This is a genomic window from Actinoallomurus iriomotensis, assembly GCF_030269445.1.
Classification (GTDB): Bacteria; Actinomycetota; Actinomycetes; order Streptosporangiales; family Streptosporangiaceae; genus Actinoallomurus; species Actinoallomurus iriomotensis.
Map to the genome: position 1 here is coordinate 226,657 of NZ_BSTJ01000012.1, position 12,719 is coordinate 239,375.

General features: G+C 71.6%; 10 protein-coding genes, 7 tRNA genes and 2 pseudogenes. 15 read left to right on the forward strand and 4 right to left on the reverse strand.

The window, feature by feature from the left end:
- Positions 1-33: 33 nt before the first annotated feature.
- On the forward strand, positions 34-966 hold the full coding sequence (locus tag QSK37_RS39900) for a DMT family transporter (RefSeq protein ID WP_285631710.1): 933 nt from the start codon (positions 34-36) through the stop codon (positions 964-966).
- Here the strand turns inward: QSK37_RS39900 and pdxR are convergent.
- A complete protein-coding gene (gene pdxR / locus QSK37_RS39905; protein ID WP_285631713.1) occupies positions 961-2,382 on the reverse strand; it encodes a MocR-like pyridoxine biosynthesis transcription factor PdxR in 1,422 nt (473 codons plus the stop codon). The genes QSK37_RS39900 and pdxR overlap by 6 nt on opposite strands.
- Positions 2,383-2,429: 47 nt before the next feature.
- On the opposite strand from pdxR, the gene QSK37_RS39910 reads away from it, so the two are divergent.
- Together QSK37_RS39910 and QSK37_RS39915 are read left to right on the forward strand one after the other, a co-directional pair.
- Entirely contained in the window at positions 2,430-3,659 is a 1,230-nt protein-coding gene (locus QSK37_RS39910; RefSeq protein ID WP_285631715.1) for an MFS transporter, read from the forward strand.
- 97 nt (positions 3,660-3,756) lie between these two features.
- On the forward strand, positions 3,757-4,779 hold the full coding sequence (locus QSK37_RS39915) for a hypothetical protein (RefSeq protein WP_285631718.1): 1,023 nt from the start codon (positions 3,757-3,759) through the stop codon (positions 4,777-4,779).
- Positions 4,780-4,825: 46 nt separating this feature from the next.
- On the opposite strand, the gene QSK37_RS39920 is transcribed toward QSK37_RS39915, so the two are convergent.
- A complete protein-coding gene (locus tag QSK37_RS39920; RefSeq protein WP_285631721.1) occupies positions 4,826-5,503 on the reverse strand; it encodes a hypothetical protein in 678 nt (225 codons plus the stop codon).
- A 147-nt stretch (positions 5,504-5,650) separates the two neighbouring features.
- Between QSK37_RS39920 and QSK37_RS39925 the strand changes: the two genes are divergently transcribed.
- Positions 5,651-6,277, forward strand: a complete 627-nt coding sequence (locus QSK37_RS39925) for a TetR/AcrR family transcriptional regulator (protein ID WP_285631724.1) — start codon at positions 5,651-5,653, stop codon at positions 6,275-6,277.
- A gap of 240 nt (positions 6,278-6,517) precedes the next feature.
- The gene (locus tag QSK37_RS39930) at positions 6,518-7,297 is read left to right on the forward strand and encodes a DUF6585 family protein (RefSeq protein ID WP_285631727.1); all 780 of its coding nucleotides are present in this window, start codon (positions 6,518-6,520) and stop codon (positions 7,295-7,297) included.
- Here the strand turns inward: QSK37_RS39930 and QSK37_RS39935 are convergent, their stop codons facing one another.
- The gene (locus QSK37_RS39935) at positions 7,298-7,702 is read right to left on the reverse strand and encodes a spore-associated protein A (RefSeq protein ID WP_285631730.1); all 405 of its coding nucleotides are present in this window, start codon (positions 7,700-7,702) and stop codon (positions 7,298-7,300) included.
- Between the two features lie 322 nt (positions 7,703-8,024).
- Here QSK37_RS39935 and QSK37_RS39940 point away from each other — a divergent pair, with 322 nt between their 5' ends.
- The gene (locus QSK37_RS39940; protein WP_285631733.1) at positions 8,025-8,723 is read left to right on the forward strand and encodes a suppressor of fused domain protein; all 699 of its coding nucleotides are present in this window, start codon (positions 8,025-8,027) and stop codon (positions 8,721-8,723) included.
- A 10-nt stretch (positions 8,724-8,733) separates the two neighbouring features.
- Here the strand turns inward: QSK37_RS39940 and QSK37_RS39945 are convergent, their stop codons facing one another.
- Positions 8,734-9,612, reverse strand: coding sequence for an alpha/beta fold hydrolase (locus QSK37_RS39945; RefSeq protein ID WP_285631736.1), 879 nt, complete (start codon positions 9,610-9,612; stop codon positions 8,734-8,736).
- 98 nt (positions 9,613-9,710) lie between these two features.
- Here QSK37_RS39945 and QSK37_RS39950 point away from each other — a divergent pair.
- The 9 genes and pseudogenes from QSK37_RS39950 to QSK37_RS39990 all read left to right on the forward strand — a co-directional run bounded on the left by QSK37_RS39950 (position 9,711) and on the right by QSK37_RS39990 (position 12,640).
- A pseudogene (locus tag QSK37_RS39950) lies at positions 9,711-11,635 on the forward strand (AfsR/SARP family transcriptional regulator).
- A gap of 320 nt (positions 11,636-11,955) precedes the next feature.
- Positions 11,956-12,027, forward strand: a tRNA-Ala gene (locus tag QSK37_RS39955).
- Between the two features lie 31 nt (positions 12,028-12,058).
- Positions 12,059-12,132: transfer RNA gene (locus QSK37_RS39960), tRNA-Pro, on the forward strand.
- Positions 12,133-12,146: 14 nt separating this feature from the next.
- A tRNA-Gly gene (locus tag QSK37_RS39965) sits at positions 12,147-12,218 on the forward strand.
- 4 nt (positions 12,219-12,222) lie between these two features.
- Positions 12,223-12,294 (forward strand) — tRNA-Lys (locus tag QSK37_RS39970).
- A gap of 4 nt (positions 12,295-12,298) precedes the next feature.
- Positions 12,299-12,387: transfer RNA gene (locus tag QSK37_RS39975), tRNA-Ser, on the forward strand.
- A gap of 7 nt (positions 12,388-12,394) precedes the next feature.
- Positions 12,395-12,469, forward strand: a tRNA-Glu gene (locus QSK37_RS39980).
- Positions 12,470-12,474: 5 nt separating this feature from the next.
- Positions 12,475-12,549 (forward strand) — tRNA-Glu (locus QSK37_RS39985).
- A 13-nt stretch (positions 12,550-12,562) separates the two neighbouring features.
- A pseudogene (locus tag QSK37_RS39990) lies at positions 12,563-12,640 on the forward strand.
- Positions 12,641-12,719 lie beyond the last annotated feature (79 nt).

The window sequence follows — 12,719 nt, forward strand, 5'->3', positions numbered from 1 at the left end:
TGACCGATCGGTACGACGAGGGGGCCTCTCACCATGGACGGCACGGTCCGGAAACGCCTCGGTGTCACGCGTACGCGGGAACGAGACGGGCGATTCGCCGAAGTGCCGGCGCGCCGTCCCGCCGTGGGAATGGCCCTCGGCGCCCTCAGCGTGTCCGTCTCCCCGGTCGTGATCGACCTGTCCGGCACCTCGCCCGGAACCGCGTCGTTCTACCGCTGCCTGCCCGCCCTCCCCGTACTGGCCGTGCTGGCGCGCCGGGAGCGCCGTCGTACGGGGGCGCGCGTCCGAGGCCGGTGGCTGCCGGCGTTGGCCGGCGTTCTCTTCGCCGGCGACATGCTGCTCTGGACCCAGGCGATCGCCGACGTCGGCGCCGGCCTGTCGACCGTGCTCGTCAACGTCCAGGTCGTGCTGGTCCCGCTGCTCGCGTGGATCATCGATCGCGAGCGGGTGACCGCGGCCTTCGCGCTGGCACTGCCGATCCTGATCGCCGGGGTGGTGCTCACCGCCGGCCTGGCCGACGGCGCCTCCACCGGCCGCGCGCCGGGTACGGGTGCGGCGCTCGCGGTGCTCGCGGCGCTCTGTTACGCGGGCTTCCTCTTCCTGCTGCGGCGCGGCGACGGCAGGCTGCCCATCGGGGCCTATCGCGACGTCACGGCGGCCGCGGCTCTCGCCTCGCTCGTCGGCGGGGCGTTCTGGCAGGGCGTGGACCTGGCGCCGGGCTGGGCGGCGTTCGGGTGGCTCCTGGTGGCCTCGCTGACCAGCCAGATCGTCGGCTGGTTGCTGGTGGCCCTGTGCTCGCCCCGGCTGCCGAGCCACGTCGGCGCGAGCATCCTGCTGCTCACCCCGGCGGGGGCCGTGGCGATGGCCGCCATCTTCCTGAACGAACGGCCATCGCCGCTCCAGCTCCTGGGATGCGTCCTCATCCTCATCGGGGCCTATGTGGTGAGCGCGCGTCGCCGCTCATGAGTCAGGCCCCAGCAGGTCGGCGACGGCGGCGATGCCCGCCTCGATGGCGCGCTTCCCGGTGTCGCCGAAGCCGAGGACGAGCTGCGGTGGGGCCGTACCACCGGAGTGCCGGAGCGCCGCCATGCCGTACAGCCCCACGCCGCGGCGGCGAGCCTCGTCGATCAGGGCGTTCTCGTCGGTGCCGGCGGGCAGGTGGAGCACGGCGTGGAAGCCGGCCGCGAGTCCGGTGACGCGCAGGCCGGGGGCGTGGCGGGAGAGGGCGTCGATGAGGGTCACGCGCCGCGTCGCGTACTCGGCGCGCATGCGTCGCAGGTGCCGGTCGTAGCGGCCCGACTCGATGAGGGTCGCCAGCGCCAGCTGGTCCAGGCCCGGGCTGCCGCGGTCGGCGAGGCGCTTGCCCTCGGCCAGTGCGCCGAGGAGCCTCGGAGGTGCGACGATCCAGCCCAGGCGCAGCGCCGGCGCGAGCGACTTGCTCACGGTTCCGAGGGAGATGACGCAGTCGGGCGCGAGCCCTTGGAGCGAGCCGACCGGGTCGCGGTCATAGCGGAACTCCGCGTCGTAGTCGTCCTCGATGATGACTCCGTCGCACCGGCGGGCCCATGCGATCATCTCCTGCCGGCGGTGCCCGGCGAGGACGACGCCGGTCGGCCACTGGTGGGCCGGCGTCACGAGTACCGCGCGTGCCCCGCTGCGTTCGAGCGCCGCGACGTCGATGCCGTCCTCGTCGACCGCGACCGGTACGGCGGTCATGCCGGCGGCGGCCGCCAGCCGTGGCGTCGACGTGCCGGGTCCGGGGTCCTCGAAGGCGACCGTGCCGATGCCGTCGGCGGCGAGAGCCTGGAGCACCAGCCCGAGCGCCTGCGCCATGCCCGCGCAGATGACGAGCCGATCGCCGGTGGCCGCGACGGCTCGTACCCGCCGCAGGTAGGCGGCGAGCACGTCCCGCAGGCTTTGTTCGCCGAGCGGGTCGCCGTAGTCGAAGGCGGAGTTCGGGCTCGTCCTGCAGACCTCGCGGATCGCCCACGCCCAGTCCTCCCGTGGCATCAGGCCGAGGTCGGGCACGCCGGACCGGAAGTCGGCGATCGCGTGCCGTGGCCGCGTCACCGGGGGAGACGGCGCGGGCGGGGCGTCCGTACGAGGCGCGGTGGCGGCGGCCACCCGTGTCGCCGAGCCGGCGCGGCTGGTGAGGTACCCCTCGGCCTGCAGCTGCGCGTAACAGTCCTGGACGAGCCCACGGGACAGCCGCAGGGTGCGGGCGAGCTCGCGGGAGGAGGGCAGCCGTTCGTCGCTCGCCAGCCGCCCGCCGCGGATGGCGTCGCGCAGCTGGTTCTCCAGCTGGGTGCGCAACCCGACGGCGCTGTCCCGGTCGATGGTGATCAGCAGTTCCGGGCCCGAACCGGCCCACTCCACGGCCATGGAACTGGACCTTACTAGTGACCCGGTTGCCCCGTAGCGTCCTGGGCATGGCAATCGACACCCTCCCCGCGGCGACCGCCCCGACCACGACCGTGGCTCCGCCGAAACTCGTCTCCCGCGCTCTTCTGCTCCGGTTCGTGTCCGTCATCGGCTCGTCGATCGGGTTCTATCTGCCGCTGTCGGTGATGCCGATGTTTGCCGACCAGTCCGGCTCCGGCGGTGGCGCCGGGCTGGCGACGGTCACCCTGTTGCTCGCCACCGTGGCCTGTGAACTGGTGACGCCACGTCTCGTCGGCCGCATCGGCTACCGCTGGGCGCTGGCCCTCGGCCTGATACTGCTCGGCGCGCCCACCGCCGTCCTGACGTTCTCCGCCGATCCGGGAGTGATCCTCGCCGTCAGCGCGGTACGCGGTGCGGGCTTCGCGATCAGCGTGGTGGCCGGCGGAGCCATCACGGCCGCGCTGATTCCGGCCGACCGGCGCGGTGAGGGGCTGGCCCTCGTCGGCATCGTCTCCGGGACACCCGGGCTGCTCGCGTTGCCGGCCGGCGTGTGGGCGGCGACCCGTTTCGGCTACACGCCGGTGTTCGTCGTCACGACCGTGGCGCCCCTGCTCGCGCTGTTGTCCGTACCGGGACTGCCCCGCCGTACGGCTTCGGCTCCCCGCCGCGCGGCCTCCGCGCCTCGCCGGGGTGTCCTCGGCGGCCTGCGCAACCCGGCGCTCGCGCTTCCGGCGACGATGTTCGCGGCCTCGACCGCCGCGGTCGGGGTGCTCGTCACCTTCCTCCCGCTCGCCACCCGCGGCCAGGCGACCTGGGTGGCCACGGCCGCGCTGTTCATCCAGCCCGCGTCATCCACCGTGAGCCGCTGGATCGCCGGCCGGATCGGCGACCGGCGCGGCCAGGCATGCCTTCTGGCGCCGGGCCTGATCCTGTCCGCCGCGGGCATGGCCGCCTTCGTCTGCACGAGCATCCCCGCGGCGGTCCTCGCCGGAGCGCTCGTGTTCGGCACCGGCTTCGGCGTGCTGCAGAACGCGACACTGACGCTGATGTACACGCGCGTCGCCGCCGGGGAAGAGGGCGCGGTGAGCGCGATCTGGAACGCCGCGTACGACCTCGGCATGGCCGCCGGCGCGTTCTGCGCGGGCCTGACCGTCACCCGGCTCGGCTACCCGGCCACCTTCGTCCTGACCGCGGCCGCGCTGCTCCCGGCGCTCGTCCTGGTACGACGCGACCGGAACGCCGCCGACCCGGCCACCGCGGCTCGACGGTTGGCCTGAACAGGCCACGGCCTCACATTTCGGGCGCCTGTGTCGTCTCACGTCATGGAACGGGGCCCGCCGGGCGGCCCTCGGAGAGGACACGATGTTGCGTCGAATGATGGTTGCACTGGCGATGGCCCTACCGGTGGCGGGATTCGCCTCCCCCGCCCACGCGGACGGCGTGACCTCGCTGCCGCTGGCGGGTTTCTCCTCCCTCGCCGTGGACGGCGGTCACCAGCACGTGTTCGCCTCCGGTGGCACGGCCGATGACGCGGTGGCGGTGCTGAGCCTGGAAGGACAGGTCTCGACGGTCCTGCACGACCTGCCCGGCGCGGCGGACATGGTGCTGAGCGGCGACGGTTCGACGCTGTACGTCGCCCTGTCCGAGGCGGACGCGGTGGCCGCGATCGACACCACCTCGCTGCGGGAGACCGCTCGCTACGCCACCGGAACGACGACCTGCCCCACTCACCTGGCCCGGGTCGGAGACGTCCTGTGGTTCGGCTACGGATGCCGGACCGGCGAGGGAGAACTCGGCAGCCTCACGGTGACGAACGGGGAGCCGGTCGTCGCACTCGGCCAGGAGGGGCCGTACGAGCTGGAGCAACCCCCGGTCCTGGCGGCTCGCCCGGACGCCCCCGACGGGCCGCTGATCACCGGCGAACCCGGGCTGAGCCCCGGCATCGTCCGCGAGTATCGGCTGGACGGGAACACGGCCGCGCTGGAGCATGTCACCGGTGCCGCCGGCTCGACCCTCGCCGACGTCGCGGTGACACCCGACGGGTCGCGCGCACTGGTCGCCGCCGGCTATCCGTACCACGTCACCGCGCTGTCCACCACGGATCTGTCCCAGGTGGCGACGTACGAGACGGGCGCCTTTCCGAACGCGGTCGAGATCTCTCCCGACGGCGCCTACGTCGCGACCGGGATCGACGACTCGAGCCACGCGAACGACGTCGCCGTCTTCCCCTCCGCCGGAACGACGCCGACGCACGGCTGGGACTTCGGGGTCGACCCGTCCTCGCCGCTCAAGCTCGTCCCGCAGGCGCTGGCGTGGGGCCCCGGCGGCCGCCTGTACGCGGTGTCGGAGAACGTCTACGGCGAATCCCCGGCCCTCCACGTGCTGAGCACGCGGTAGGCCGGGGCATGCCGGCCTCGCACGATGCGCGAGGCCGGATGGCCGGTCAGCGGGTGAAGACCTCGCGTGCGTGCGCGGGGGCGGTGGTGGTGGTGTCGGTTTTGGCGCGGAGGGTGGCGATGGCCGTGGCGAGGAGCCACAGCATGAACAGTCCGCCCATGGTGGCGGTGGTGCCCCAGCCGTTGGCGGCGTAGAAGTTGGCCGGGTCGTTGCCGAAGTAGATCGAGGGCACGAACGCCAGGTTGATCGCGGCGAGCAGCAGACCCGACCACGCCGTCCACCGGGGCAGGCTCCGGGCCCGGAGCACGGTGGCCGCGAACGCGATGAGGAACAGCGCCTCGATCAGGCGGGTGATGGTGCCGTAGAGCAGGTACGTTCCGCTGACGGCGATGGTCGGGTCGATCGGTTCGGCCGACTGGATGACAGCGCCGGTCTCCAGCCCGTTGGAGACGAACTCGACCGTCACCCACATGAGCCCCGCGGCCGCCGCCAGCGTGGCCATCGGCTCGACGCGGGGATCGCGGCGGGTGAGCATCGGGCGCAGGTAGACCATGAACACGGCGAGGAAGGTCAGCCCGACCAGCCCGAACAGGCTGCGGGTCAGGACGTTGGCGTCGGGCGGGGGTCCGTCGTAGACGAAGTAGAGCGGCACCTCGACCAGGGTCAGTAGGGCGGCGACAAGGCCGGCGCCGCCGGCGATGCGTCGTACGGTGCTGTCGTTCATCGCTGATCGCTTCCGTTTCGGGATGGGTGGGTGGACGAACCGGCGGCGCGGACCGCTGGCATGCGTCCGGACGGAATTAATGAAACGCTTGGAGCGTTAGCGGTCATGCTAGACGCATGTCGCCCACTAATGCAACGGGAGTTTTATTTGTCTGCGGAACGTCCAGCCCCCGGCACCCTCCGCCCGCGTGGCCGCACCGAACGGGTCCGGCAGGCGGTGATCGCGGCGACGCGCGCGGTGTTGGTCGAGGTCGGGTACGAGGGCCTGAGCATCGAACGGGTGGCCGACAAGGCCGGTGTCGCGAAGAGCACGGTGTACCGGCGATGGCGTGACACGGCCGGGCTGCTGATGGAACTGCTCAACGAGTTCGTCGCCGCCGAGATCCCCCTCGCCGACACCGGTACGGTCGACGAGGACCTCCGTCGGCTCGCCGTGCAGATCTCGCGGTTCTTCACCGACCACGTCGCGGGGTCGCTGGTGCTGGCGCTGATCGCCGAGTCGGTGCACAACGCGCCGGCCGCGGAAGGGCTGCGCGAGTTCTGGACCCGCCGCAACACGCAGGCCGCCGAGATCGTTCACCGCGCCATCGCTCGCGGCGAACTGCCCGAGGCAACCGATCCGGTCGAGGTCATCCGGATGATCGGAGCGCCGCTGTACTACCGGCTGCTGGTGACCCACGAGCCGTTCGACGAGATCGTCGCCGAACGCGCCGCGGCCGCGGCCCTGGCCGCCGCCCGTGCCGGCGCACTCGACCAGCCGTCGCGTACGGCGTGAAAAGGGGTTGGGTGGGGTGGCGGGCGGTTGGTGGCGTGCGCGAAGCCGTGAAAGCGCACCTCGGCCGGGCCGCCACATCATCCGCCTGACCTGAACCGGTGTCGGCGACCGGCCCCCCGCCGGTCGCCGACACCGAGCCGGAGTACGGCGGGTGTTCACCCGTGGCTTGCCCGGCTCAGGCATACAGACAATATTGTCTCGATGAACGGAACCGTGCGGTTTACCGAGTGAGAGCAGGCCATGGAAGCAGAAGACGTCTCCGCGAGGATCAGTGAGGCTGCTCATCGGGCGCGACTCGGTGGCCACCGGGCGACCTATCCGGCGACGCTGATGCCCAAGGGCCGGTTGACGGTGGGCGGCGTGGTGGCGGGTGTCGCACTGGTGCTGGCACTGATCGGCCTGGCCACGGGAGTCGTCTTCCTCACGATCCTGGGCCTGATCTTCGCGGTCGTCTTCGGCTTCCAGTTCGGGCGTATCGCACTGCTGAACCAGAAGAAGGAAGGCCAGCGACTCCTGCTCTTCGAGCATGGCCTGGTCTGCGTCGGCGTCGGAGGGCGGATCCACGTACGGCGGTGGGACTCGACCACCGTCTACCAGAACACGGTCCGGCACTACCGCAACGGCGGCTACGTCCGCACCACCTACTCGTACCGGCTCATCGACCCCGCCGGCGAAACTCTGGGGCTCGCCGGCGGGTTCCACCGGCCCGAAGAATGGGGCAAGGCCATCCAGCAGGCCGTGACCGACGCTCAGCTCCCGCGCGCGGTCGCCACGATCCAGTCCGGAGGCACACTGTCGTTCGGCGACATCTCCCTCAACCGGGAGACGGTGTCGGCCTCGGGGAAGTCCGTCCCGTGGCGGCGGATCCAGGAGATCAAGGTCAAGGACGGCCAGGTGTCCCTGCGCGTCGAGGGCAAGTGGCTGTCGCTGACCCGCACCATGGTGCGGTCGATCCCCAACTTCTTCGTCTTCTACGCCCTGGCCGAGCGCTTGCGCCTGTCCGCCGCCCGTACGAACTGATCAGCCGCAGTGCGACCAGCCCGAACCCCACTCGTAGGAGTTCCCGTAGCCTCCCATCCACCAGACGCACGTTCCGGCAGCGTTGAGCTTCACCGGACCGGCGTAGGTCGAGTAGTGACCTACGTCCTGGACCTCTTTTCCGTCGCTTTGCCGCTGGATGCTGGCGTACACGCTGGTGGTGTTCGGGCTGTCCTTCCAGGTGACCACGCAGTTGGTGGTGCCGTTGTAGAGCAGGTAAATGACGGCCGGGCCCAGATCATGCTTGTCGATGACGTGGTACGAGCCGCCACCGCATGCCGCGATCGGTGACGAGGCCGCCATTGCCGGATTGTTCACCGAGAGCGGTACGGCGAGCGCGACCGCTGCACTGACCGACAGCGCCACCTTCTTGACGACTTTATGCATTATTTCCTTTCTTGGTGCCCGGGGCCGCTGATGCCGGTGTTGTTGATCAGCACGTCGAGGTCCTCGGAGCTTTGTCTCCGACACCAAAGACGAGACAGCCCGGCCATCTGTGACATGTGGGCAGAGAAACGGCCAGAAAAGATCGTTTGGCCGCGTCATCTGGGACGAACCCCTCCCAGGCCAGGCCGGTGCAGACGGAGCCGCGCCACTCGGCGCTCGACGAGGCACGGTTCGCGGCTGTTCGGATAGGACAGGATCTCCATCGTCCCCCTCACGGCCCTGATCCTGCCACCGTCGGAGGGTTCCTCTAGGCTCGCCCGCCATGGAACCCTCCGAGGCGCCGACCGGCAGCGGGCTGTTCCGGTACGCGGCGCGGGAGCGTGAGTGGGAACCCGCCGCGCCCACCGACCCGGACACCGCGGAGGCCGTCAAGCGGCACATCCAGCGGCACTTCGGGGAGATCGCGTTCGTGTGGCACGAGTTCATCTCCGACCTCGTCCACATCGACGTGCACGTGGTGGAACCGAGCCCCGAGCGGCCGTACTACACCCTCGTCACCTCCGGGATGAGCGATCTGCCCATGACGGTCCCGGAGGGCGTCGGCCCGTACGCCGAGCTTCTCATCTGCCTGCCCCCGGACTGGCCGCTGAGCGCGGACGCCCTGAACGACGAGAAGGCGTACTGGCCCGTCCGGCTCCTGAAGACGGTCGCGCGCCTGCCGCACGAGTACGACACCTGGATCGGGGTCTGGCACTCGGTGCCCAACGGCGATCCGGCCGAACCGTACGCCGAGGGCACCCCGTTCGCCGGTGTCCTCGTCGCGCCGATGGTCGACCACCCCGAGGAGGCGCACACCGTCATCACCGCCGAGGGAAAGCAGATCTCGCTGCTCGCCCTCGTACCGCTGCATCCCGCCGAGATCGACCTGAAGGTGACCGAGGGCACCGGGGCGCTGCTCGACGCGTTCGACCGGATCACGGTGAACGAGGTGTTCGACCCGGCCCGGCCGAGCAGCGCGTGAGCACGGGCGTCTAAGCGGCGACCAGCGCGCGCAAGGCCCCGGCGACCTCGGCGGGGGCCTCCTCGGCCATGAAGTGGCCGTACTTCACCGACGAATGCCGCAGGTCGGTGGCCCAGGTGCGCCAGAGGACGGCCGCGTCGAAGCCCAGGGCCGCGCCCCAGTCCTGCTGGAGGACGGTGACCGGCATCTCCAGCCGCCGCCCGGCCTCGCGGTCGGCCGTGTCGTGCCGTACGTCGATGCCGGCGGAGGCGCGGTAGTCGGCGACGATCGAGACCACGGACTCACGGCAGGCGTCCAGGTACGCGGCGCGGACGTCGGCGGGGATCGCCGTACGGTCGAGGGCCCAGATGTCGAGGAAGTGGCCGAAGAACGCGTCCGCGCTCGCGGCGATCATCTGCTCCGGCAGGCCCGGCGGCTGGGCCATCAGGTACAGGTGGAAGCCCACCGCGGCCGTCGTGCCGTGCATGACCTCCCACATGTCCAGGGTCGGCAGGACGTCCAGGCAGGCCAGGTGGGAGACCGCGTCGGGGTGGTCCAGGCCGGCGCGGAACGCGACCAGGGCGCCCCGGTCGTGCCCGGCGAGCGCGAAGCGTTCGTGTCCGAGGGCCCGGGCCAGGGCGACGACGTCGGCGGCCATCGTGCGCTTCGCGTACGTGGTCTCGTCGTCTTCGGCCGGCTTGTCGCTCGCCCCGTACCCGCGCAGGTCGGGGCAGATCACCGTGTGGTCCGCGGCGAGGTCGGCGGCGACGTGCCGCCACATCAGGTGGGTCTGCGGAAAGCCGTGCAGCAGCACGATCGGGCTGCCGGTGCCGCCGACGGCCGTGTTCAGGGACACGCCGTCGGCGACGGGGACGCGCCGGTAGTCGAAGCCGGGGATGACAGGCGGCATGGTGCCGTCCTTTCCGTACGGTGGAGGAACGAGACACCAGGCAGCCTGCCGGGCGCGAATGAGCATCCGGTCAGCGCGACGGAAGAGGGGACGGGCGGGTGCGGTTCGGGGTGCTGGGGCCGGTGGCGGCGTGGGACGCCGACGGGACCGCGTCGACCTGAAGGGGCCGCGGCACCGCGCGGTACTGGCCCGGCTGATCATCGCTCGCCGCCGCGTCGTCCCGGTGTCCGGCCTGGTCGACGACCTGTGGATCGACCCGCCCGACGGTGCGGTGAGCGCCGTACGGACCTTCGTCGGGGCGCTGCGTCGCGCGCTGGAGCCGGGACGGCCGCCTCGGGCGCCGGCCCGGCTGCTCGTCACCGAGGGGCCCGGGTACGCGCTGCGGACCGACGACGTGGACGCCTGGCGCTTCGAGCGGGCCGTCGCCGCGAAGGGTCCGCCCGAGGAGGCGCTCGCCCGGCTGACCGAGGCCCTGACGTGGTGGCGCGGGCCCGCGTACGCCGAGTTCACCGACCAGGACTGGGCCCGGGCGGAGCGGACCCGGCTCACGGAACTGCGGCTGCACGCGGTCGAGCGTCAGGCGGAGGCGCGGCTCGCCCTCGGCGCAGCCGGCGAGGCGGTACCCGACCTGGACGCGCACGTGGCCGGGCATCCGTGGCGCGAGGAGGGCTGGCGGCTGCTCGCCCTCGCCCTGTACCGGACCGGCCGCCAGGCGGACGCGCTCGCGGTGCTGCGCCGGGCGCGCGCGACCCTGGCCGGCGGGCTCGGGCTGGACCCGGGCCCCGGCCTGCGTCGGCTCGAGGCCGAGATCCTCGCCCAGGATCCGCGCCTGGACGCGCCGGTGACCACGGCGGCCCGGCTGTGGACGGACGCGACCGCCGCCTACGACCGTACGGTCGGCGCGGGCGCCCGCGCCCGGATCGAGTCCACGGTCGGCCTGCTGCGGAACCTCGCGGTGACCGGAGGCGGCGGCCTGGAGGCGGCGCGGACGCACCGCATGACGGCGATCGCCGCGGCGGAGGAGTTCGGTGATCCGGAGCTGACCGCGCGGGTGATCGGCGCGTACGACGTCCCGGCGATCTGGACGCGCAGCGACGACCCGCGGCAGGCCGCGGAGATCGTCGCGGCGGCCGAACGTACGCTCGCCGCCCTGCCGGCGGACGCGCCGGCGGCGCGTGCCCGCCTGCTGGCCACAGTCGCGCTGGAGATGCGCGGCACCCGCTCCCCGCGTGGACCGGCGGCCGCGCGCGAGGCGGAGGACCTCGCCCGCCGCCTGGACGATCCGGCGCTGCTGGCGTTCGCGCTCAACGGCAGGTTCATGCAGTCCTGTACGCGGGCGGGGCTCGCCCGGAGGCGGGACGCGATCGGCGTCGAGCTGGTGGAACTGGCCGCGCGGCGCGGGCTGGTGACGTACGAGGTGCTCGGGCACCTGATCCGCATCCAGGCGCGCGCCGCGCTGGCCGACTTCGCGACGGCCGATGAGCACGCGTCCGCCGTGGACCGCCTGGCCGCGCGGCACGAGCTCCCGCTCGTCGGCGTGTTCACGCAGTGGTACGCGGCGCTGCGGCTGGCCGCCGAGGGCCGGCCGTCGGCCGAGGACGCCTACCGCGCCGCCGCCGTACGGCTGGACGGTGCGGGGATGCCCGGCGTCGAGCGGGGGCTGCTGCCGATGGCGCTGCTGTGCCTGCGGCTCGGTCCGGAGGCCGAGGTCGACCCCGACGCGGACTGGGGGCCGTACCGGCCGTGGGTCGAGCCCCTCGTCCTGCTGCGGTCGGGCCGCCGAGCCGAGGCCGGTACGGCGCTGCGCGCGCTCGCCGAACCTCCCGCGGACCTGACGTACGAGGCGCTGTGCTGCGTGGAGGCGGAGGCCGCGCTCGAACTCGGCGACCGGGTGGTGCTGGAGCGGGTTGAGGCGCGTCTCCGGCCGGCCGCCGGCGAACTCGCGGGCGCGGGCACGGGCCTGTTCACCGCCGGTCCCGTCGACCGCCGGCTCGACGCGATCTCGGCCGCGCTGCGCGACTGAGGGAAAACGTCGGGAAAATAAGGTTGCCTTTCCCGGGCGAGTCCTTACGATAGAGACCAGAAAGCGCGAACGAGAAAGGAGCACACGATGACGTACGAACCCGGCGCCGAGGCGGCCAAGTGTCCGTGTGCTTCTCCTAGTGGCTCCAGTGAGCCCGAACGAACCTCTGGATAGCGACGTTCAGTCCCTGATCCAGAGGCCGCCGGAGGAGACATCCCCAGCGGCCTTTTCTTATCGCTTCATGCCCTCATGCGGGTCCGGAAATTGACAACTCCACAGTGGAGAACATCGGCTCGTGAGACATCCGCTCACGAGCACTTGGGCCGATGGTGAAACGGAATCATGCCTCGCTTGCACCGAGGAGTTCCTGGGTTCGAATCCCGGTTGGTCCACGAGTCGCCGTCATCGCGCGGCGACACACCACGGGACGTGGCCCAGCTTGGCAGGGCGCCGCTTTCGGGTAGCGGAGATCGCAGGTTCGAATCCTGCCGTTCCGACGTGTCGATGACATGCCGTACAAGCCGAACGGGTGAGGCACCTGCCTTCCAAGCAGGGGAATCGGGTTCGAGTCCCGAGTACGGTTCTGGACGCCGTAAGCATAACGGGTGATGCACCGGGTTCTTACCCCGGGGAACAGAGTTCAATTCTCTGACGGCGTACTTCGGAGAGGTGCCAGAGCCAGGTTTATCGGGCACTCCTGCTAAGGGTGTGAGGACACCGTGCCTCCGTGGGTTCGAATCCCACCCTCTCCGCTTTCCTGCCCCGTTGGTCGACGCAGGTGAAGACGCCGGACTCTCAATCCGGAGATCGCGGGTTCGATTCCCGCACGGGGTACGCCTGGCGCAGTAGGCAAATCGGGTACAGCCGCCGGACCTTCATTCCGGTGCTTGCGGGTTCGAGTCCCGTCTGCGCTGCGCTGGACACCAGGGCGCGGTTCTCGCCGGCTGCGGGCGGCGGCTTGCAACACCGACCGATCTCCGGGTTCGACTCCCGGCCGCGTCTCCAGAGAAGGGCCGATGTTCTCCGCTGTGGAGCGGTCCCCACGAGTAGCCTCGACGGCAGCGGGGTCCACGGACCCGGTCGT

Bases quoted from the DNA above. Each gene is read 5' to 3' on its own strand.
- QSK37_RS39900 (WP_285631710.1), top strand. From the start codon at position 34: ATGGACGGCACGGTCCGGAAACGCCTCGGTGTCACGCGTACGCGGGAA.
- pdxR (WP_285631713.1), bottom strand. From the start codon at position 2,382: ATGGCCGTGGAGTGGGCCGGTTCGGGCCCGGAACTGCTGATCACCATC.
- QSK37_RS39910 (WP_285631715.1), top strand. From the start codon at position 2,430: ATGGCAATCGACACCCTCCCCGCGGCGACCGCCCCGACCACGACCGTG.
- QSK37_RS39915 (WP_285631718.1), top strand. From the start codon at position 3,757: ATGATGGTTGCACTGGCGATGGCCCTACCGGTGGCGGGATTCGCCTCC.
- QSK37_RS39920 (WP_285631721.1), bottom strand. From the start codon at position 5,503: ATGAACGACAGCACCGTACGACGCATCGCCGGCGGCGCCGGCCTTGTC.
- QSK37_RS39930 (WP_285631727.1), top strand. From the start codon at position 6,518: ATGGAAGCAGAAGACGTCTCCGCGAGGATCAGTGAGGCTGCTCATCGG.
- QSK37_RS39935 (WP_285631730.1), bottom strand. From the start codon at position 7,702: ATGCATAAAGTCGTCAAGAAGGTGGCGCTGTCGGTCAGTGCAGCGGTC.
- QSK37_RS39940 (WP_285631733.1), top strand. From the start codon at position 8,025: ATGGAACCCTCCGAGGCGCCGACCGGCAGCGGGCTGTTCCGGTACGCG.
- QSK37_RS39945 (WP_285631736.1), bottom strand. From the start codon at position 9,612: ATGCCGCCTGTCATCCCCGGCTTCGACTACCGGCGCGTCCCCGTCGCC.